The sequence below is a fragment of the Methanobacterium formicicum DSM 3637 genome (assembly GCF_000302455.1).
Lineage (GTDB): Archaea > Methanobacteriota > Methanobacteria > Methanobacteriales > Methanobacteriaceae > Methanobacterium > Methanobacterium formicicum_A.
On the sequence record NZ_AMPO01000002.1, the window covers coordinates 187,438 to 208,031 of the forward strand.

Genomic DNA, 20,594 nt, shown 5'->3' on the forward strand with positions numbered 1-20,594 from the left:
ATTATAATTAATCACCCATTAAAGAGTTGTAACTCATTTTAATATATGGTAATAGTTGCATTAATTCTGCTTCACTGGTCACTGTAATTTTTGTCCATTTTTTAACCGTCCTCTTCCCTGCCTGGAAATAGAGAGTGTTGGTCAGTTTCTGGAGACCTTTTAGTTCGTCGGGTTTTAATTGAGTGATAACTATTCCATTGGTTACTAAGAAGACGAATATCTTCTCATCTACCATATAACAGGGACAGCCAAACATTTTTTTCGTGGAAACATCAGGCCAATCCATGATTTCCTTTTCTAATTGAAGACGAAGTTTTCCGGAAATAATTTCATCATAGTATTTCATACTAATACCAACAGTAAGCGCTTCATTCCTGTAACAATAATTCCAAACTAAATACATCTATTTCCAAATTAGCATAGTCTAATGGAACCATAAATAATTCTCAGAAATTAACAACAAAATCTTTTTCATCATTAATGATGGATTTTCAGCTATTAATCTCCCTTTTTAAAATTTCTATAGATAATTATGGATTTTTATATTAATAAAACAAATCTTCAATGTAAATTTACGTTCCAAATTATTAATAAATCAGTAATAAAAGCGTATTTAAGATTATTTTAATTGAATACATAATTTATTAAGTTGAATTTTCAGCTTGGATCTTTACTTTTATCAATCATATTCCTTTTGATAAAATTTTCAATCCTTTTTTTAACTCAATACTTTTATTTTAATTAATGGTCCTAGGCTAATTATTGGGCATCGGCATAAATGGTATATTTTTTTAAACTGAAGTTCCATAATTAAACATATGGATAAACGGCACAGAAATAGAATTTTAATTCTAATTTTCATTGGTGTTTTCATGGGGTCCCTGGATATAGGGATCGTGGGTCCAGCACTTCCTGCAATCCAGGGACAGTTTGGTGTTAACGAACGACTGGTTTCCTGGATATTCGCAATATACATCCTGTTTTTCATGATCGGCACGCCTTTAATGGCTAAATTGTCTGATATTTATGGTAGGAGAAGTATTTATGTCCTTGATATTTTCATTTTTGCCCTGGGGTCGGCGATAACCGTTACTTCCGTCTCCTTTGAACAGTTGCTAATTGGTAGGGCTATTCAGGGGTTCGGGGCAGGGGGCATATTCCCGGTGGCCAGTGCATTTATAGGGGACACCTTTCCCCCGGAAAAGAGAGGTGGAGCACTGGGAATAATTGGTTCTGTTTGGGGTTTATCTGGAATTTTAGGACCAATACTTGGAGCATTACTCCTTAATTATGGATGGCAATGGTTATTCATCATTAACATACCAATAGCCGCAGTTATCATTGCTTTAAGCTTTTACATATTACCCGTAACCAAAAGACAGGCAAATGTTAGGTTTGACTGGCAAGGCACTGTAGTTTTCGCATTGATGGTTGGCTCCCTGGCAGTGGGTGTTAACCAGATCGATACTGCTAACTTCACCAGCAGCGTATTATCCCTTTATGTATGGCCATTCCTGGCGTTCTCTGTAATATTATTACCACTTTTACTGAAAGTGGAGAGAAATGCTCTTGATCCAGTAATCGAGATTGATCTGTATAAAAGTTTAGAGGTGAAAATAGCCACCAGCATTGCCATTGGAACTGGTTTATGTCAAACTGCCATTGTATTCATGCCTGCCCTGGCTGTGGTAGCACTAGCACTGACCACATCCAATGCCAGTTTAATGGTTATACCCCTTGTCCTGGCCCTTGGAGTCAGTGCCCCGGTAATTGGCCGGTTACTTGATAAATTCGGTACGAAAATGGTTATGTTTGTTGGTACATTCACTCTGGCGGTGGGATTATTCATGTTAAGCTTCTTTGCCAGTAACTTTTACCTGTTCATACTATCTGGTGTGGTGATTGGAGTGGGCCTGGCAACTGTGCTTGGATCTCCCCTGCGTTACATCATGTTAACCGAAAGCCCAGCAGATAAACGGGCTGCAGGTCAGGCTCTGATAAATTTCAACGCCAGTGCAGGGCAGCTGGTCGGTGGTGCCATGGTAGGTGCAGTAATAGGATCTCAGGCGGATAAGCTAACTGGTTACCAATCAGCTTATATTTTAATTGCTTTTTTAGCAGTGGGTATGATGCTGTTGACATTGGGCCTTAAAAATCGTGCCAAACAGTTAGAAACCATGAAACTCAATCAGGAACAGTAATTCCAGGGAATTATCATAGTTTGGTATTTAGATAAACATATTTAGTATTTAGATAAAATTTGTTATTTCGATAAAAAAATATATTATTAAATTCAGGGTTAAAAGATTACCATGCAAGCTAAAACTGTAATTTATCCTGCAGCTGCCCTATTTAACGGGAGGGAAACCTATTTCAACTCGGTATTAGTGGAAAAACTCGAAAAATTGGGTTATAAGACTAATTTTCCCCAGAGAGATGGTTTTGAATTTGGGAACTTGAAAGAAGTACTCAGTGGGATGGTCCCTGCTGGTCAGATAAATTCTGCAGTTTCAACTGTGATTTATTACCTCGATATGGGGGTTTTACTTAAAGGTAGTGATGTTATTCTGGCCAATCTTGATGAACCTCTGGATGAGGGGATGGTTGTGGAAGCATCCTACGGGAAATTAATGGGTAAATTTGTTATTGGAATCCGAACAGATACTAGAAGTCCATATGGTAGTCCAGATGATGATTATGGGGCCATGCATTTTTTCCCAGCTTTCCAAACCCACAGATTCATCTCCCATTACATGCCCTCCAGAACACCCCAAGAAAGAGAGACTCAAATTGATGATCTGGCCTTAAAGATACATGATATTGTAATGGAAGCTAAAGTATCTCACCAGGAGATACTTCCAGATTATGCCAGTTATAATCCCAACTTAAAACCGGTTTTTGAAGGTGCAGACATCCTGTTTCATGATATTGATGATATTCACTCATCCAATGGTCTTGAAACAATTGCATCCAGGTATATTGAGAATAAAAAGAAATTGGAAGAAATAATGCCTAGAATATTAGATAAATCAATCTGATCGCACACATTATCTTATTTCTATAATAAATCTAGTAACTGGAAAAAGATAACCAGTTTAGGCTTCACTTTTGATTCTATCTTCACCTAGTTTTTATATAACCATATTATACATCTCTTATTGAAGATACTATCTAAGACTAATAAATTATTAATTCATGTAGATTTATTCCATTATTAAAGATTTAAATCACTTTGTTATAGAGTATATGATTTTAAAATTCTAAAAAAAATTTAGGGAGCCTATATTTTGGTTGAGAAGCAGCATATAAAATTTATAAATAAAAATATTGGTTATCATTACAATTTGGATTATACCAAATTCTCTAAGTGTTAATATTTATTTTAATATTTTTTGAAGTTGTTTATGTCATAATTCTGTTCTTAAGAGGTATTTTTACTCTTGTAACTCTTTTTAAAAGATTAGGTTTGTTAAAGATCGTTAATAAATTATACGATGATAAAAAACCCTAATATTGACTATTTTATCAGCTTATTAAATATTAAACAATTTTAAATCTTGCTATTGCTATGAATCATTACTATTGTTTGACTAAATCGCGTTAGTTTGGAGTAATTGTAATAATTGAATTTTTTTCAGTAAAGTTAGGTTAAAAAATTAGTTCCATAATTGAAACAGTATCTTATTCATCAAACTTATCCATAAACTGAATTTCTGATAAGCAACTATCAATTAAAAAGTTAACATGATCAATACGGTAACTGTATTCAGATTCTTCAACAATAAATAAATCTGGATCATTCTCATCAACCACAGCTTCAAACAGGGGCATATTATGATAAAAGCCTTTATACTTATTCAAAATTAAAGATTTGTCTTTTCTGGCTTTTTCCAAATCATGATAAATTTCATTTTGTTCTTGCCTTATTTTTGATTTCATTTTGAGCTTTTTTTGATGAATTTCACGTAATTTAATAATGGAATTTGTCTCAATAGATAAAATACAAGCTAAATCAAACAAATCTTCCATTTTAAATGGTGATGATTCAATCTTTTCCAGTAGTTCTGGATCCATTTCTAAAGTTATTTCTTTTCTCATTGTAATCAGAATATGATAAACGTTTTTTGGGAGTGGGAGATGACTTTGGCAGCCACATCCAACTTTGTAAAAATTCAGGACACATTAAAGCTTATTTTGTCTTAAACTACTTCAAGGTTATTTGTATGTTGTTATGCTATGTTTTGATTATTTATATAGTTAACGGATCTTAATTGATCCTTAATATGCCCATTATATTTTAATTATACTTTAATATCTAATAAAAATAAATGCATGATAATGTATTGGATTTAAACACATTCTAATACATTTAATGACCAAAAATCCTCAAAAAATTGAAGTCATATTAAACTGATCATCTCCACATGAACTTTAAAAAAAATTAGCCATTAACTTCAAAATAAATTTCAGATAGATTTTCACCATTTTTCAATTGTTTAAAGTTTTCTTGTGTAGTAATCCAGTCTTTTTTGGAAATTACAATTGGAAGAATGATTTTTGTTTCTTTATTGCATTTCCCAAATTTCAAAATTAAAGAAAATAATTTACCATCCTATAAAAGTGATCAGATTTGAGAGTTTCTCTGAAATGGAAAAAAATAATCCTTTAATAATTCCTATTTATATCATATTTTTAATAGATAAAAAATAGTATTTTAGTCAGATTCGTATCTAAGAGGCTCTTATTAAATTAATAAAATCTTTAAAATTTCTATACTCAAAATTATTCGGTGATAGGATGGAAAAGAAAAATTTCACTAGCCGGTGGAAACTCCCTTCAAAACCCACTGGCCCCATAGAGTGGGGAAAGGCTATAAAATCAATTTTACTAATTTTTCTGGCGGTTATAATAGCTCAATTAACGGGATTAGGAGATGGAACTAAGTTAATAATGCTTATAACCCTCAATGCCACTATAATTATTGACCTACCCTTACCCTTCCGTAAAATTATACAGGTAACGTTACTGGGATTCTTTTTAACACTTCTAGCCTTCATATGTTCATTTTTATCTCTTTCAAGCCTACCGGTTTTCCTTTTATTCACCATTATCCTGGCATTTTTCTCCTCCTCCCTGTTCATTTTCAGTGAAACCGCAGGTTCACTGGGCTTTCTAATATTTATTAATTACATATTCTCGGTTATATTCATTAACCAGACAGTTAATATCCGTGAATGGCTGCTTTATATAATTTTATCATTCCTTGTTGCCAGTATCCTCCTGGTTCCCCGGGCACTGGGAAGAAAAACCGACATCTTACGGATGATTTCCACAACATTCCTACCTGAAACTTCATTGGAAAGGGTCTTGTCAACCAGGCAGGCCCTGTCAGGATTACTGCTTGATGAGAGGGATTACAATCTTTTAAAGATTGGAACATATTTAACCCGATACCGAACTTACAGTAAACTTATCATATCTACTATGGAATGCCAATCACAGCTACTATACCATGGTTTCATGGATTCTGTGGATAAGGCCAGTATAAAAATCGCATCTCACATTACCGGTACTCCAGGGCAGGTTGGTTTAACTTCAGTTCATCTGGAACTTGAAAAAGTAGAGAAAGGATCTGAATATAAAAATAAATCTAAAAATAATTCTGTTTTTGAGGGAACTAACCCTATAAACTTATTGATTAGGCTCAGATTTTTACTGAAGCGAGCAAATGAATCATTATTAGTGGAGTATCCTACGGTTACTAGAAAATCATTTTCCTCACCACGCAACAGGCTCAGTGAAGTGATTGCTGCAAACTTTAATCTGAATAATATGTACATTCACCATGTTCTGCGATTTTCATTAGCTCTCACCCTGGGGCTCCTGGCAGTGTACTTATCACCCTACCATGATAGGGATTTTATCTGGATTACCATGGGTATTTTGATCATAATGAAGCCGGATGTAACCAGCACCATTAACAACTTCATATCCAGGGTTTTATTCAATTTCCTGGCAATTATACTGGTATTAATTATGGGATTGATTTTTCCTCATGACATCCTCCTACTGCTGGGTTTCCTGATGCTGTTTTTCTTCAGGGCATTTTTCCCAAATTATATGGGACTATCACTCATGGCCATAACTGTTTTTGTGGCCTTAACCTGGCCCACCGGGCCTCTCTGGGGAAATGCCCTAGCCAGAGTCATTGACATAACCCTCGGTGGAATCATTGCATTTTGCTGTGCTTACCTGATCTGGCCAGGTAAGCAAGCTGTGAACATCCCGGAACAGATCGCTAAAAACATCCGCGCCAACTGCGAATTTGCAGAAAACATATTCCAGGCAAGTTTTGACGATACTAATGATGGAATAATTTCTAAAAGTTATAGAAAATATTTACTTGAGGAAAAGAACCTGGAATCATCCCTGAGGAAAGTTGAAGATACCTTTCAGGATGTGGGAGAAGATATATGTCTATTCAGGGAACTGGGTGTTATAAACCGTAAGTTATCCTCAGATCTAACCGAAGCCAGATCATTACTTGAGTCTGGAGAATCGATTAAAGATATCACAAGATACTCAGAACAGTTAACCAGTGCCCTGCGAGAAATAGCTTTATCTGTTGAGAAAAATGTTATTTTACCCCCGGTTACAATTGACCGGATTTCAGATAAGGGGGATATTTTAGAAGAAAATATTGAAAACTATTTGAACATGATAATAAATGATGTTCATTACCTTCAGTTAGATGTGGAATTGGCCCTGCGTTTGGGAGCGTTTAAAAAGTACAGTAAATCTGATTTAGCTTAAAGACAAGTATTAGAATTTAGTAATATGTATAGGGATATTCTATTTTAATTTGAGTTAAGATTGATTTATTCAAGGATAACTAATTAAAAAAAGAGAGATCAAATCAAAAGAATGATTGGAGATTATCCTAGTTTTTGATTTTAGGATAAACTCTTAATTCCGTTGATTATTTTATGGTAACAGAATCCATGATATTCTGTATTATTTGCTGATTTTGACTGGTATTGTTACTGGGGGTTGCAAATATAATGTAGTAAGCCGTTTTATTGTCTTTGGTGAAAACATAGGTAGTTTCATATACTGTTAAGTTTGAAGAAGCTCCAGTTCCATTGTAGGTATAAACAATAGCTTCATAACCGTTTTTAACTGTTGTTCTGTTAATATATGGGGCTGTATTGGCTTCTTTGATTATGTAATTGTTGTTCAACTTATCGGCTGCTGCTGTGAGGTTGCTATCTGTGATATTGGCCACTGCAATTTCCATGATGAATGTATAATTGTTGATGGATTGGCCATCAATGAACACTCCAGTTATGTTAAAACCAGATTGATTGGCCATGTTCTGATCAGTTATGGGGATACTGATTTCAGTCCAGTTTCCAGGATACTGCAGAGACAAACCATCTTTATCAAACGTTTTATAACCGTTAAAAGTACAACCAGATACCATAACGACACTCAATGCCACGATTAACATTATTATGATTGTTTTGTAATTAACCTTCATTCCCACACCCCTAAATTGTTAAATATGTATTAATGTAATCCTATTTATGGCTCTTTTTAGTATAAAAAATATTTTAAAATAGTATAAACCATTTTGTTGGATTAATATAACAGAAATTACTTAAAATCATTAATATTACAAAATCAAATTAATTACAATTTTTTGTTATATTACAATAACAAAAATATTCAAAAATTGTTAATCATTAAAAACTCCATATACGTCATAAAAACGTACAATAAAACTTGAAAAATCACCAATTCATAGAACAGTCTGGGTAAAATTTATTTAAATAGGATATACTTTTTAAAAAAATAAAAAATAAAGGAAATAAGTTTTTCTTATCTCCTTCTACTAACTGCTAGTCCTGTGAGGATAGATAAGGCGCTTAATGCGAGAGGGACTAAAGGTGTACCAGTGGCTTGCATTGGCACGGTTTTAGCACTTACTTCTGCATTTTCCTTTGGTATCTGTACATTTACACTTGCAGAGTATGGTATTATGGGATCGTACTGATCCAGCGAGGTAATAGTAGCGGTGAAAGGAACTCGGTTACCTGCAACAGCTGCTGTAGGCGTAACATAGAGTTTTAACACTGCACTAGTACCGTTAGGGATTGTTCCGATATTCCATAGACCATTGGCATAGGTACCTGTACTTGCCCACCAGTTATTTAAAGTTAAACCGGCAGGAATAGGGGCACTTATAATCACATTTGTAGCATTACTTGGTCCATCATTAGTCACAGTTACTGTGTAACAGAACTGTTCACCCACTTTTGGCATAGGATTGCTGGTAGCTACTGTCAGATCTAAATCTGCAACAGGTTCCAGGAAAGTAGCACTGCCCATGTTGTTGGCCATGTTCTGATCAAATAATTCAGAACCTACCACAGCAGTGTTAGTCACCATGGATCCCAGTGCAGGATCAACAGTGCAGTTGATGTTTAAAACAGCCGATAAAGTGTTGTTTAAAACACCCACATGCCACCATCCCGCATTGGCACCAGTAACAAAATATTCACCCTGGGATGCAACTGCATTGAGGAAAGTCACACCTTCTGGGAGTAAATCATAAACCCACACATCACTTGCATTTTCAGGGCCATAATTGGTAGCCACAATGGTGTAGGTAACGATCTGCCCAATAGCTGGAGTGATATCATCCACAGTTTTGATTACTCCCATATCAGCAGCCATAACCACATCTACTGATGCAGTGCTGCTGTTATGGAGATGGGTTGGATAGTATGTACTGGTAGTTACATTGGCGGTGTTGTTGATGGTACCCTGATGTACGGGTACGGTTCCATTGAATTTCAACAGGTAATTAGCACCGCTGGTCATGTTTCCAATGTTCCAGGTGAGCTGATTTAAAACCCAGCTCACATTGGGGTCACTGCTTATCCATGTTGCTCCATTATTGTAACTGGTTAAAACCGAACTGGTTGAAACCACCAGATTATCCGGCATGGTATCAGTCATAACCACGTTACTGGCACCGTCTGGTCCATGATTGGTAACAGTTATCACACCAGTGATATTAGCTCCGTACCAAGTAGTGGTAATAGGATTACCACTTGCATCGGTGAACTGTTTAGCGATGGACACATCTGCTGCCGGTGGAATGTTAATGGAACTGCTGGCAGTTTGCCATGATGGTTCAGATGTTGGAGTTGATTGGGTTTCAGTTACAGTGTTATTAATGGTAACGTTGCTTTTTAAGACATGTACAGGTATTTGGAGGTAATAGTTACCATTACTGTTCAGGGTCCCAATTGACCAGGTTAAGGTGTTTCCAATTAAGTTCACTGAACCGGCAGGGCTCACCCAGTTAAACGGCCATCCATTACTTACCTTGATGTTGGAAACATCCACACCTAAAGAGGTGGGTATCACATCGGTTAATACAACGTTGGATGCGACATCAGGGCCGTAGTTATAGGCTTGCAGGTAGAGGTAAGCAGTGTCCAGGTAATTCAAGGTGGTGTAACCAGGGTAACTTGGATTAACTCCAGTAACATCACTGTACCATTTCCAGACACTGGTCTGGGCATCTAAAGGTGGCACTGTAAGAGTTTTGCTGTCTGTTTGCAAGTTTGGTTTTGATGTGGGAGTGATCTGATTCAGGGTCACGGTGTTGGTGAATGTGGTGTTGCTTTTAACCACCTGAATAGGTATCTGCAGGTAGAATTCATCACCAAGGTTCAGGTCACCAATTCTCCAGGTAATTGTGTTAGTACTATTGTCAAAGTTCACTGTTCCACTTGGATCCACCCAGGTAAATGGATTGTTATAACTTACCTTAATGTTGGATAAGTCCACAGCAAGTGCGTCAGGTATAACATCAGTGACAATCACGCCAGTGGCATTATCAGGGCCATAGTTATTGGCTTTCAGGTAGAGATATGCGGTATCAAGATACCTTAAGGTGCTGTAACCAGGGAAATCTGGATGATCTCCAGTAACATCACTGTACCATTTCCAGACACTGGTTTGAGCATCAGGAATTAATTGTATCAGTGCACTGGCCTGGTCGTTTAACTGGTTAGGATCACTACCTCCCTCATCTTTGGGAAGTGGTGTTAACTTGGTTACTGTGTTGTTAACCAGATTGTCAGTTCCATGTATGGTGGCATTAATGAAGAGGTACTGTGTAGTAATCTCATTAAGAGTATCTTCTGGATATAACGTTTCTGTAGTCCATATGCCAGAATCTGGGTTCCATACTGAAGTTGAAATATGCCAGGTTCCATCAAAGTACCAGGTCTGCCAGTTATTCAGGGTGAAATCAGTAGAGCTTAGCACGTTGTAGATGTTAGCAACGTTAACACCAGAAGTAGGTTCTGGGCCGTTGTTGTAAACATATATTGCTAACCAGACTGTATCCCCATCATGGGCGGTGGTTATTGGGTTATAAGTCTCTCCACCCAGATAGTTAGCTGGATTGAAAGTTGAATTGTAGGCATCAATAGTGACACCAACATCTGGATCTGGAATGGAAGATGATGAATTAGTGGTATTGGTTGATTGTTGGTTAGTAGTTGTTTGTTCATCTATTTGCGTATCAGATTCTGCAGGTGGAGGGTTATCTGCCATGTTAGATTGGGTATCTAATGACGAAGTATCATTATTAGCTGGTTCTGCAGCTGTTACAAAGCCAGAGAAAGCTATAGCTAATGCTACTGTCATTAAAATAAAAACAATTCCCTTTCGCATGTTCTTTTGCACATTATCACCTCCCCCTAATTTTTAACATGCACATCAATATTGTCACTGATACTATTTATATTATTATAATAATAACAAATGATACTGGAGAAAGTGTATATTTAGGGGAAACACTAATATTAGATTATAGGAAATCTAAAACAGATAAATAGACTTCAACCATCATTTAAGAGGATTTGAATGAAGTACGTACTATGCAAAGAATGTAAAGGTTATTACATACTGCAGGAAGGAGAATCTATAAATGATTTTGGAAACTGCAGATGTGGGGGCGAGTTAGAGTACGTTGAAACCCATAGTGAGAATCTAAACAAAAATCAGGACTGGAATGAAGATGAATCCGAGAAGTTAAATGGTGGTTATTTACAGTGTGATAAATGTCATGGGTACTACGTATTACAAAAAGGGGAAAAACTGGAGGATTTTATAAAATGCCAGTGTGGAGGAAAGTTAGAGTACGTTAAAACCCATGATGAGGTAATGAGAAAATTCCAACCAATGGATGAAGATCTTGAAACTGATTACCAACAGTTTAACAACAGGGGACTGGCTCTTTATCATAAGAAAAAGTACTCCCCGGCCATTAAACTATATGATAAGGCCCTGAAGATCCATCCAGATTTTCCAGAAGCCCTGAACAACAAGGGAAACGCCATCATTCAGATGATAAAAAATAAAAAATCAATGGAACGGATCAAAGGATATAAACAGGCCCTTTCCTGTTATAATAAAGCCCTGGAGATTCAACCTTCCAATTTAGATATTTTAAACAACAAAGGATTAGCCCTGGCTTATCTGGGTGATTATGAGAATTCTTACAAGGTCTTTGAAGAGGCAGTGAAGATCGATCCACATGACCTGGGAACCAAGATAACAGGTAAGAAAGTATCCCAAATCATTACAAACCAATACACTCAAAAAGGTTATGATAAACTAAAAAACGGTAATTACAATGAGGCTGTAAAGTATTTTAACAAATTACTGGAAATTAAACCGGATGATATAGATGCCCTGATGTATAAAGGCGGGGCAATGTTTGCCACCCGGAACTATGAAGCGGCAATAAAATGCTTTGATGTGGTGATCTACATTAAAAAAGACCATTCCATAGCATGGTTCAGTAAGGGAGAGGCACTGGAGCGGTTAGAAAGATATGATGATGCAACCCTGTGTTATGAAAAGACTGTGGAAATCAGTTCCCAGCGAAGGGGAAACCTCAAGGCCGAGAACATATCACCGGTACTGAACATGGACCTAATTACCGATGCACAGGAACATATAAAGAGATTAAAAGGATTATAAAGCAAATAAAGAGATAATAATGTAATATAGAGATTAGGCTACGGGGATATAAGTAAATATAAGAATTATAAGTAAATATGTCAATTACAAGGAAAATAAAGGGATTATAACGAAATCGTTAAACTGTTAATAAGATTGTTAAACTGTTAATAAGATTTAAATAAGTGAATCTCTTATGCTTTTTTCCACGATATCCCTGGAATTTATGATACCCTCGGATAATTCCTGTTCTAAATCCTTAAATCCTATTTTTGATAGGGTGGAAATGATATTAACATAGTTTTTATCTGGATTCTTTTTGAGGAATGATTGAACTTTACTGATTCCCACCATCTCATAAAGATTCAAAGCTATATGGGCAGCATCAATCTGGTATTCAATGTTTATATCTAGCCTTTCATGGAACTGGAGGATCTTCAACCCCTTCTTGCGGCCTTTTTTAATCATCTTGATAAATCCTGCTCTTTTAATAGTTTCCAGATTCATATCCAATGTTTTGAGTATTAAATTAGCAGTATCCACACTCATCCCATCCAATCCGCTCAGCCGGCAGAAGAGGTAAAACCTGGTGGGTGTATCCATATCTTCATATTCTGTTGTGAATTGATTGAGAACCCAGTGCATGATTTTTTGTTGAGAAACAGTTAATAAATCAACTAAATTAAGATTTCCATTATTAGGATTAGTCTCTTTATCTCTTGCTCTCTTAATTGATGGAATTTCTCCAGAAATATCATCATCCTGGCTTAAAATGTATCCTGCCAGAGAAATGGTGAGGTCTGTTCCCCGGAGACCATAATCCCAGAATTCTTTGATCCGGCTTTCCAGGGATTCAGGATCTACCTTTTTAACGAGATTTTCAATGGAAAATATTTCACATTTGTTGTTATGGTTTACTGTACTGTTGTTGTTACTTTTTCTTACACCATAGGTGTTATCTTTTCTTTCAGGGTTTACATTACTTTTACGGGCTACCACAATCAGGGATGACTTGAAAGAAGCAAAATCAGCAAGTATAGGATTTCTGGGTTCCTGGGTATGGATAGGCCAGAGGGCGGTTATCTTAAAACCAGATTCCAGCAACACCCCTAAAAGATGTTTCCATGATTTAAAGTTTTCCGGTTGGAAATAAAGAACCAATAATCCCTCATCAGTAAGCAAGGAATGGAGTTTTTGTAATGATTCCTGGAATAAGTAGTTGAAGTATTCAGTGGATCTTATCCCACTGATGGAAAGATCCTCAGTTTTAGGGGATTCTGAGGGCAGATCACTGCAGCAACCTAGGGCAGATTTTTCAAAAACATAGAAAAAGTCACTCATCTCTGCATACTGCACATCATCCCTGTAGGGTATGTGGGTTACAATCAGTGGTGATTTGAAACTGGACTGGAGAATGGACTCATTCCTGATTTTCAGACCACTTGTACCGGGGTTATGGATTGAAGTTTCCAGACCACCTTTACCTGGGTTATGCATTGAACTTTTCAGACCATTTACACTTGGATTAGGGATTGAACTTTTGAGGATATTTGAACTTTTAAGTATACTGTTTTCTGAGTACTCCAGACCCTTTAAGATTTCATCTTTTATAACAGTTAAGCTGCCTGAACTTGTTACAAATGGGTTGGTTTCGGTGTGATCCCACAGTAAAGGAATTCCAGGTTGTGAAACTGTTCCAGTGATGTTTTCCAGTTTCCGGTTGTACCGGGTAGACCGACAGTTTCGGTTAATATGTTTACCCACCATAAATGCAAGGTAAGTTATCACCGCTCTGGTGTAATCTGCTTCTTCAGTTACGGAAGCACGGTATGTGGAGTTACTTTTTCTAGAATTATTGTTTTGATAGTCACTTTTTTCAGAATCACTGTATTCTTTGATGGATTCAATAAGATTGCTGAACAATATTTTTTGCCGTGGATTCAGGAGTTTGTGCCAGTACTTGAGGTACGGTTTCACATTGTTTTTTCCCCTAATATCATCGGGAATTTCATCCAGTGGGAGTAAATCCTGAATATGAATGTAATCATCAATATCTTTACTAATCTCTCTGGCCTTTTCCATAGCTTTCAAATCTTCACTGGTGGGTAATGAGTACTTTTTACCATTTTCCCCTAAGGTGACTGTGGCCAGGAGCATTTCATCCTCGTTTTGCATTATTTCACGGAGAATGTAATTTCCGCTTAATGTTTCGTTACATTTAAGACATTGTGCCTCTCCCCCGGATATATTACCCTGTGGTGGTGTGCCTTCATTATTAATCGTGAATTTTATCTGGTCTTTATGGATGGTGTAATCCAAGTATATTCTTTTCTTGCGGCGCTTTGCCAGCCACCACTGGCTTACCAGGGGATTTTGAAAACCACACTCCGGGCAACGGACAACCCATGCGTGGAGGTATGTTGCCACATCCTGCCCATTGTTCTGGGGGTAAAACTCTTTAAGAGAATCAAAGGCTTCCTTAATTATGTTTTTAAAAGTTTCATCCAGATCCAGCCACAGTTTCTTACTGTATCTGGCAGGATACTCGATGGTTGCCTGCTGGATCAAACAGGCCAGGGGACTGTAATCACCAGATAAAACATCACATCCAATCTTAAGGGATTCAAAGGGAATACTACCCGCCCCACTAAATGGATCTAAAATTAGGGGCCTATCAACACCTAAATCCTCTTGATAAATACTTTTTAATCTTTGAACTTCTTCCTTGGTTAAATTATGATTGTAAGCTCTTTTTTGAGGTTTTTCTAATTTTTGAGTAGAATTTTCATCCGATCCGGTTACTTTAGACTCTTCAAGTCCCATTAAGGATTGAAATTCATTGAGGGGGAAGTCTTCTGGTAAAAGTGCTGCCAGGACCATGGCCCTGGCGAGAGTTAATGGTGTACGGTTCCACCAGTGATGTATGCCAAAAAGGGGTGGACGGCCATCCTTTTCTTTACGGGTTTCGTCACTGATTAAGTCCAGTGGGAAAATGTTTTCAATGAGTCTTTTTTTACCTATTTAATAGCCCCCCATTTCATTAAATGTGATTGTAATTTATTATTTTTTGGTATTAAAATTGTGACAATAATATTAATGAACTTCACAGATATAAATGATAATGGATATCAGGAAAAAAACAAAAACATTGGTCATGCATTTGCTAAGAAGTTTATGCTAAAACTATAGTTAAGGCTGAAACTAAGGATTAGGGCAGATTATGATATGCCTACCTACCCAAAAAGAGGCCTGGTTGTGATCTGGTTGAAGTCTATGCGACGTAGATATGTATGCACTTCGATAAATTCAGGATCCTTCTGGAGAACCTGGTGTATTTCATCTCCTCATGAAAGGATTCTAAATGTTAGTTCACTTACTGACTTTCTGGTGAAGGTTGACGTTAGTATGCTGGAAGGTGAACATCACACGTAGATGAACTTTAAAATCTTAAGAACCATGGCTGTTATTTTATCACCGGCGATCTGCAACTAAAGTTAAGATTAGTCAGTGGGGCGCTGATTGTAAGTTGTTGATCCGGATTAGTAATGCCAATAAAATTTTACTTGTTATATTGATAGTGTTTGATCGCAAGTATAGGTGTTGCTGCTGATGTTTACTTACCAGCAAGCACCATTTGCCAACAATACAACCCCACATATATTATTAATAAATAAAAAATTATTAATACTATGTTATGGTATTATTGAGTGATATGGGTTTGTTGAATAAATTATTTATACAATTGAATACATTTTTTATTCATGCTAACTAAACTTTTCACATCAAACACCCGGAGTAAAATTATCACCATTTTCATGTTAAATCCCGATGATGAGTTGTATGTCCGGGAAATTACCAAGAAAATCAGTGAAAACATAAACTCAGTCAGGAGAGAACTGTCTAACCTGGAGGATATGGGTCTTTTAGTAAGTAGAAAAGCAGGGAATCTTAAATATTTCAGGGTGAATAAGGATTTTTATCTTTACAGTGAACTTTACAGCATGGTGATGAAAACTGAAGGTGTTGCCAGATTATTAAAGGAAAATATTGAAAAATGGGGTCCGATCAATTTAGCTTTTATCTATGGATCCTTTGCATCCCAGAAGGCAGACCAGAATAGTGATATTGACCTTTTTATAGTGGGATCTATTGATGAAGCGAATTTTATCCGAGAATTAAACTCTTTAGAAAAAAAGTTGTCTCGTGAAATAAATTACATCACAATATCCAATGAAGAATACCAGGAAAAAATCGATAATAAGGATCCATTTATTAAGGAAATACTCCGTGAACCAAAAATAATAATTGTGGGTGAATTGGATGTTAAGTAGACTGGAAGAAGAGGGGTTCATCAAAAAATTACCACCTGACCCTCGAAGAGTAGAAAATTCTCTGGATTTAGCTCATAGAGATGTTGATACTGCTACTAGAATGTTAAAAAATGAAGATAATGATTGGGCTTTTAACATAGCTTATAACTCCATGCTCCAATCAGTCAGAGCTTTAATGTTTCACATGGGTTACCGGCCTTCAAGTAAGAACTCACATATTGCAGTGGTAAGGTTCACCGAAATAGTTTTGGGGGATGATTATTCTGTTTTGCTGGATAGAATCCGCCGTAAAAGACATCGAGCTGTTTATGATATCGCTGGAACAATATCAAATTCTGAAGCCCATTTTGTGGTGGAAATGGCATTAAAGTTGATTCAGAGAGTTGAAAGTGAATTAGATAAATAAGTGCAGTTATTTTAATATATAAAAATCATATATTGAGATCTCAAGAATAAATTTCTTAGATATCCATTTCACCTCACCTATTTAAATTTTTATTGATGAAATTAAACTTGATATCTCAAATTTATAATAAAACACTCTTGGTGTTATATTGATATAACAAACAATTAATAATTTTATGAATATTCACTTTACCTTTTTTTAGTTATTATGCCCAGAAAATAATCCCATTATGAAATCATACAACGAAGATAGTATGTTTGAGTTACTGGTTGTGGAACTGGAAGTGGCATTAACGTTTATACTGTTAGAGATAGCTGATAGTGTAACAGAAGCTGCATCATTGAGGTTATTCTGCACAATTTTTTTGTCTTTAGTTTGCATCCATTCATTCCAGCTGACCCCGTCCTGGTTGTAACCATTCTCCATTAAGGTTTTTAAGTCTCCAGTTTTGTAGGTGGCAGTGGGTTTGAGTTTACTGCCCTGATTTTCATAACTGCTGTGATCAGAGGATGATTCCTTACTCACACCGTGTGGTGCAGAGAAAGTGTCAGATATGTAGTGAGAGGCAACCCCATAATCGTAACTGGCATCCTGATAATTTCCAGCATCATAGGCAGCTTTCCCTTTATCTAACCATGTTTTGGCTTTTTCATAACTTTTAGGGTAGCTGTGGTATGTTTTATCATTAAAAACCTTATCTGGAACTATTGATGCATTTTCCATGACTTCCAGGTTCAGGTTTTTCTGAACATCTGAGGGCAATCCCTGGTAAACAGTGTCTATGATCTGAGAGTGAGTATCCCAGCTCCATGCAGAGGCGGCAGGAATCGTGCTTAATATAATTATATTTAAAATTAAAAATACACGGAAAGTTAAAATTGATTTGTTCATGCCTTTAATTAAGTATATTAAGTGATATAACTTTTAGGATAGGTTAATGTCGTGAGTTATCCTTCTAATTTCATATTTCCCAATTCATTGGTTCCAAGAAAGGATACCCGAATAATGCATTAACTTAAAATACAAAATATATTTTTGTAAATCCATATACTGAGAATATCTTTGTATTTAATCTGGTTAACTCTACTTTTAAAAGGAATTGGGTTTATTTAATATAGAATAAGCCCAAAAAAATACAATGATAAATATTTGTTAATTTTTTAAAAAAAAATTATGGATCTAGACTATAGTTACTACTTGAAAAAAATCTAAATACATATAAAGGGCGATTAAAATTAAAAACAAATGGATATTATCATTCATAATACTGTTAACTCTGACAATGGGTTGTGCAGCGGCAACTGGTAATTATAGTACCATTAAAGCCACAAATGGAGGACTGCCTGTACCATACACCAGTCCGGTAACTTCATTGTACCATATCCCTCCAGTCTGGACTGGATTTATAGTGGGTTACTATATTAACCCCGGTACCACACCCTTATCTCAAATTAACTTCTCAGAATTAAAAAGTGCAGGGATTACAGATGTGTACGTTCTGGTGAGAAATGATAATTACTTAACCATACTGCCTGATGCCAAAGCAAAGGCGGATGCTGTTGGTATAAAAACTCATGCCTGGGTATTTCCAGGTTTTACTCATGCATCCCAGGTTGCAAATATGAAAATAGGAGTTCAGCTGGATATGGAAACATATGATATGCCCAAGAATCTTTCACTGATTAAACAAATGAGACAGGACACTCAGGGAGTAACCTTCTCCATTTCCACCAAACCAGATAGGTGGGATGATAACCAGTATTATTACCTGATTGCACCCTACTGTGACTACATAGTCCCCATGCTCTATATAGGTGACTACAATAACACCATAGCCGGTTTAAAAAACTGGGCCACAATATATAACTTCCTCCTACCCGGAAAAATAGTAATTGGGCTCCAAACCTATGATTCATACCAGAATGTAACCCCACTGAGTAAAAATAGCCTGTTAGCAGAAATCAAAACAGTACAGCCCTATAGCCGCGGAGTAATCCTGTTCAGGTATGGTTTATCCAATTTCAGTGGGTAGGTTAAATCTATTTTTTTTATTATGGAAATTATAAATATTTATTTTTGAAATGATAATCCATAGTTCTATTAGTATGGTAGTTCAGCAAAGACCTTATCATCTTCCACTTTAATTTCATAGATTTTAAGAGGTTTCGGAGACTTGAATAATTTGGCTATAGTTAATTTGAAACCAGTAAAATCTGTCCAACGAATAACTTCGCCATTTTTTAAGTTAAATTTGCTGTGATGTACAGGGCAAGTAATTATTGTACCTTCTAATGTGCCCTGAGAAAGATTACCACCCATGTGAGGGCATTTATTATCCGCTACAAAAAAGTCATCACCGGATCTAGCTATTAATATATCAAAACCCTCTAAAACCAGTTTTTTCATTTCACCATCATCTAAATCATTTGTTTTACACACTTCTGTAAAAGCCATATGGTTTCCCCCTTATTCCCAATATAGTCAATTTAAAAAATTTACCAAAAAAGGTTATTCTTGGATCTCCTAATCCTCTTTTAATATATTATGTGTTTTAATACAGTAATTTCTTATGTTTTTTAGCCAATAATCTGGCAGTTATATCTGGGAAATTATTTGGGGACTGATAGAAAATAATTAACACAAACCAATCAAAAATTTAATTGGAAACATCGTATCATATAAGATACTAGTTTGGTAGGTTAAATTATTCCATTATAGAAAAATCTATAATAACGTGTTTTTATAATTCTATTTAATCATTACAATAAGATAATGGAACTTATTTGATGGGGGAGCTGATTTGCTGGGGAAAATCTGGAAGCCCGAAGTTTTTCAGGGCCGAGGAAAGAAAAAGGACTATTTTGAAGGATGGTACTTCAAATCTGTTTCTCAAGATGAAAAAATAGCTTATGCTATAATCGTGGGTGTATCCATCACCAAAAAAGCTAATAAATCCCATGCTTTTGTAATGTTGTTGGATGCACGCAACCAGGATCTCCACTACTTCCAGTATCCCCTTTCTATCTTCTGGGCGAGTAAGGAAAAGTTTGAAATCAAAATTGCTAATAACTTTTTCAGCCTCAATGAAATAAACCTGGATTTGGATGATGGAGAGACCAAAATTACCTCTAAAATGAAATTCGAAAACATTGTTCCATGGCCAGTTAAAAAATTATCCCCCGGAGTTATGGGCATTTATGCCTTCATCCCTTTTATGGAATGTTACCATGGGGTTTTAAGTTTCAACCATACAATAAAGGGATATGTCACCATAAATAATGAGAAAAATGATTTCACTGGGGGAAAAGGATATATTGAGAAGGACTGGGGTTCATCCATGCCCTCATCATGGATCTGGATGCAAACAAACCATTTTGATGAAGATGGTTTATCCCTTTTTGGATCTATAGCCAAAATTCCATGGCTCGGTAATTATTTTACCGGTTACCTATTCGGCTTATTTCATAATAACAAGCTATACCAGTTTACAACATACAATGGGGCTAAAATCGAAAAGTTACAGGTTACTGATGATAAGATCAAAATTAGAATTGTTAAAGAACCATTAGAACTAGAAATAGACGCCAGCCGGGATGAAGGAGTGGATCTTCCTGCACCCAAATTAGGGGAAATGACGGCTAAAGTTAACGAATCCCTCCGATCCAGAATAAACATAAAATTATTCAGGAAAAATAACAATGACAAATTATTAATACTATCCGGAACCGGTAGAAATGCAGGTTTAGAGTTCGTGGGGGATATAAACGAATTATTAAAGGGATTTTAACACATTAATTTTTAAAAAA

At 36.1% G+C, this 20,594-nt stretch carries 16 protein-coding genes; 9 read left to right on the forward strand and 7 right to left on the reverse strand.

Translation table 11 applies throughout. The annotated features are described in order from the left end of the window. Positions 1 to 7 precede the first annotated feature (7 nt). Positions 8 to 346, reverse strand: a complete 339-nt coding sequence (locus A994_RS03565) for a hypothetical protein (protein ID WP_004029917.1) — start codon at positions 344 to 346, stop codon at positions 8 to 10. 472 nt (positions 347 to 818) lie between these two features. Here A994_RS03565 and A994_RS03570 point away from each other — a divergent pair, with 472 nt between their 5' ends. Both A994_RS03570 and A994_RS03575 read left to right on the forward strand, forming a co-directional pair. After that, the gene (locus A994_RS03570) at positions 819 to 2,201 is read left to right on the forward strand and encodes an MFS transporter (RefSeq protein ID WP_048204049.1); all 1,383 of its coding nucleotides are present in this window, start codon (positions 819 to 821) and stop codon (positions 2,199 to 2,201) included. A 111-nt stretch (positions 2,202 to 2,312) separates the two neighbouring features. Next, positions 2,313 to 3,038 carry a TIR domain-containing protein gene (locus A994_RS03575; RefSeq protein WP_004029919.1) on the forward strand — a complete coding sequence of 242 codons (726 nt, stop codon included), beginning with the start codon at positions 2,313 to 2,315 and terminating at the stop codon, positions 3,036 to 3,038. Positions 3,039 to 3,681: 643 nt separating this feature from the next. Here A994_RS03575 and A994_RS03580 read toward each other — a convergent pair. Continuing rightward, positions 3,682 to 4,098 (reverse strand): hypothetical protein, encoded by a 417-nt coding sequence (locus A994_RS03580; RefSeq protein WP_004029920.1) that lies wholly within the window; start codon positions 4,096 to 4,098, stop codon positions 3,682 to 3,684. 699 nt (positions 4,099 to 4,797) lie between these two features. Between A994_RS03580 and A994_RS03585 the strand changes: the two genes are divergently transcribed. After that, on the forward strand, positions 4,798 to 6,813 hold the full coding sequence (locus tag A994_RS03585; RefSeq protein WP_004029921.1) for an FUSC family protein: 2,016 nt from the start codon (positions 4,798 to 4,800) through the stop codon (positions 6,811 to 6,813). Between the two features lie 166 nt (positions 6,814 to 6,979). On the opposite strand, the gene A994_RS03590 is transcribed toward A994_RS03585, so the two are convergent. Together A994_RS03590 and A994_RS03595 are read right to left on the reverse strand one after the other, a co-directional pair. Then, positions 6,980 to 7,540 (reverse strand): hypothetical protein, encoded by a 561-nt coding sequence (locus A994_RS03590; protein ID WP_004029922.1) that lies wholly within the window; start codon positions 7,538 to 7,540, stop codon positions 6,980 to 6,982. A 341-nt stretch (positions 7,541 to 7,881) separates the two neighbouring features. Then, positions 7,882 to 10,770: a DUF11 domain-containing protein gene (locus tag A994_RS03595; RefSeq protein WP_048204050.1), complete on the reverse strand. Its 2,889-nt coding sequence runs from the start codon at positions 10,768 to 10,770 to the stop codon at positions 7,882 to 7,884. A 180-nt stretch (positions 10,771 to 10,950) separates the two neighbouring features. On the opposite strand from A994_RS03595, the gene A994_RS03600 reads away from it, so the two are divergent. Beyond that, positions 10,951 to 12,072, forward strand: a complete 1,122-nt coding sequence (locus A994_RS03600) for a tetratricopeptide repeat protein (RefSeq protein WP_004029924.1) — start codon at positions 10,951 to 10,953, stop codon at positions 12,070 to 12,072. A gap of 156 nt (positions 12,073 to 12,228) precedes the next feature. On the opposite strand, the gene A994_RS03605 is transcribed toward A994_RS03600, so the two are convergent. After that, positions 12,229 to 15,072: a DUF1156 domain-containing protein gene (locus A994_RS03605; protein ID WP_081580322.1), complete on the reverse strand. Its 2,844-nt coding sequence runs from the start codon at positions 15,070 to 15,072 to the stop codon at positions 12,229 to 12,231. Between the two features lie 204 nt (positions 15,073 to 15,276). On the opposite strand from A994_RS03605, the gene A994_RS13250 reads away from it, so the two are divergent. The 3 genes from A994_RS13250 (at position 15,277) to A994_RS03615 (ending at position 16,788) form a co-directional block, all read left to right on the forward strand. Continuing rightward, a complete protein-coding gene (locus tag A994_RS13250) occupies positions 15,277 to 15,483 on the forward strand; it encodes a hypothetical protein (protein ID WP_157787255.1) in 207 nt (68 codons plus the stop codon). Between the two features lie 329 nt (positions 15,484 to 15,812). Beyond that, a complete protein-coding gene (locus A994_RS03610) occupies positions 15,813 to 16,382 on the forward strand; it encodes a nucleotidyltransferase domain-containing protein (RefSeq protein ID WP_004029926.1) in 570 nt (189 codons plus the stop codon). After that, the gene (locus A994_RS03615; protein WP_004029927.1) at positions 16,372 to 16,788 is read left to right on the forward strand and encodes a HEPN domain-containing protein; all 417 of its coding nucleotides are present in this window, start codon (positions 16,372 to 16,374) and stop codon (positions 16,786 to 16,788) included. Before A994_RS03610 ends, A994_RS03615 begins: the two co-directional genes overlap by 11 nt. 198 nt (positions 16,789 to 16,986) lie before the next feature. Here the strand turns inward: A994_RS03615 and A994_RS03620 are convergent, their stop codons facing one another. Next, positions 16,987 to 17,679 (reverse strand): zinc dependent phospholipase C family protein, encoded by a 693-nt coding sequence (locus tag A994_RS03620; RefSeq protein ID WP_004029928.1) that lies wholly within the window; start codon positions 17,677 to 17,679, stop codon positions 16,987 to 16,989. Positions 17,680 to 18,070: 391 nt separating this feature from the next. On the opposite strand from A994_RS03620, the gene A994_RS03625 reads away from it, so the two are divergent. Then, complete coding sequence (locus tag A994_RS03625) at positions 18,071 to 18,820, forward strand: hypothetical protein (RefSeq protein WP_004029929.1); 750 nt, start codon at positions 18,071 to 18,073, stop codon at positions 18,818 to 18,820. A 68-nt stretch (positions 18,821 to 18,888) separates the two neighbouring features. Here the strand turns inward: A994_RS03625 and A994_RS03630 are convergent, their stop codons facing one another. Beyond that, the gene (locus tag A994_RS03630; RefSeq protein WP_004029930.1) at positions 18,889 to 19,242 is read right to left on the reverse strand and encodes a Rieske (2Fe-2S) protein; all 354 of its coding nucleotides are present in this window, start codon (positions 19,240 to 19,242) and stop codon (positions 18,889 to 18,891) included. A gap of 346 nt (positions 19,243 to 19,588) precedes the next feature. Between A994_RS03630 and A994_RS03635 the strand changes: the two genes are divergently transcribed. Beyond that, on the forward strand, positions 19,589 to 20,575 hold the full coding sequence (locus A994_RS03635; RefSeq protein ID WP_004029931.1) for a tocopherol cyclase family protein: 987 nt from the start codon (positions 19,589 to 19,591) through the stop codon (positions 20,573 to 20,575). Positions 20,576 to 20,594 lie beyond the last annotated feature (19 nt).

Excerpts from the sequence above, each read along its gene's own strand:
- A994_RS03565 (WP_004029917.1), bottom strand. The coding sequence starts at position 346 with ATGAAATACTATGATGAAATTATTTCCGGAAAACTTCGTCTTCAATTA.
- A994_RS03570 (WP_048204049.1), top strand. The coding sequence starts at position 819 with ATGGATAAACGGCACAGAAATAGAATTTTAATTCTAATTTTCATTGGT.
- A994_RS03575 (WP_004029919.1), top strand. The coding sequence starts at position 2,313 with ATGCAAGCTAAAACTGTAATTTATCCTGCAGCTGCCCTATTTAACGGG.
- A994_RS03580 (WP_004029920.1), bottom strand. The coding sequence starts at position 4,098 with ATGAGAAAAGAAATAACTTTAGAAATGGATCCAGAACTACTGGAAAAG.
- A994_RS03585 (WP_004029921.1), top strand. The coding sequence starts at position 4,798 with ATGGAAAAGAAAAATTTCACTAGCCGGTGGAAACTCCCTTCAAAACCC.
- A994_RS03590 (WP_004029922.1), bottom strand. The coding sequence starts at position 7,540 with ATGAAGGTTAATTACAAAACAATCATAATAATGTTAATCGTGGCATTG.
- A994_RS03600 (WP_004029924.1), top strand. The coding sequence starts at position 10,951 with ATGAAGTACGTACTATGCAAAGAATGTAAAGGTTATTACATACTGCAG.
- A994_RS13250 (WP_157787255.1), top strand. The coding sequence starts at position 15,277 with ATGCCTACCTACCCAAAAAGAGGCCTGGTTGTGATCTGGTTGAAGTCT.
- A994_RS03610 (WP_004029926.1), top strand. The coding sequence starts at position 15,813 with ATGCTAACTAAACTTTTCACATCAAACACCCGGAGTAAAATTATCACC.
- A994_RS03615 (WP_004029927.1), top strand. The coding sequence starts at position 16,372 with ATGTTAAGTAGACTGGAAGAAGAGGGGTTCATCAAAAAATTACCACCT.
- A994_RS03620 (WP_004029928.1), bottom strand. The coding sequence starts at position 17,679 with ATGAACAAATCAATTTTAACTTTCCGTGTATTTTTAATTTTAAATATA.
- A994_RS03625 (WP_004029929.1), top strand. The coding sequence starts at position 18,071 with ATGGGTTGTGCAGCGGCAACTGGTAATTATAGTACCATTAAAGCCACA.
- A994_RS03630 (WP_004029930.1), bottom strand. The coding sequence starts at position 19,242 with ATGGCTTTTACAGAAGTGTGTAAAACAAATGATTTAGATGATGGTGAA.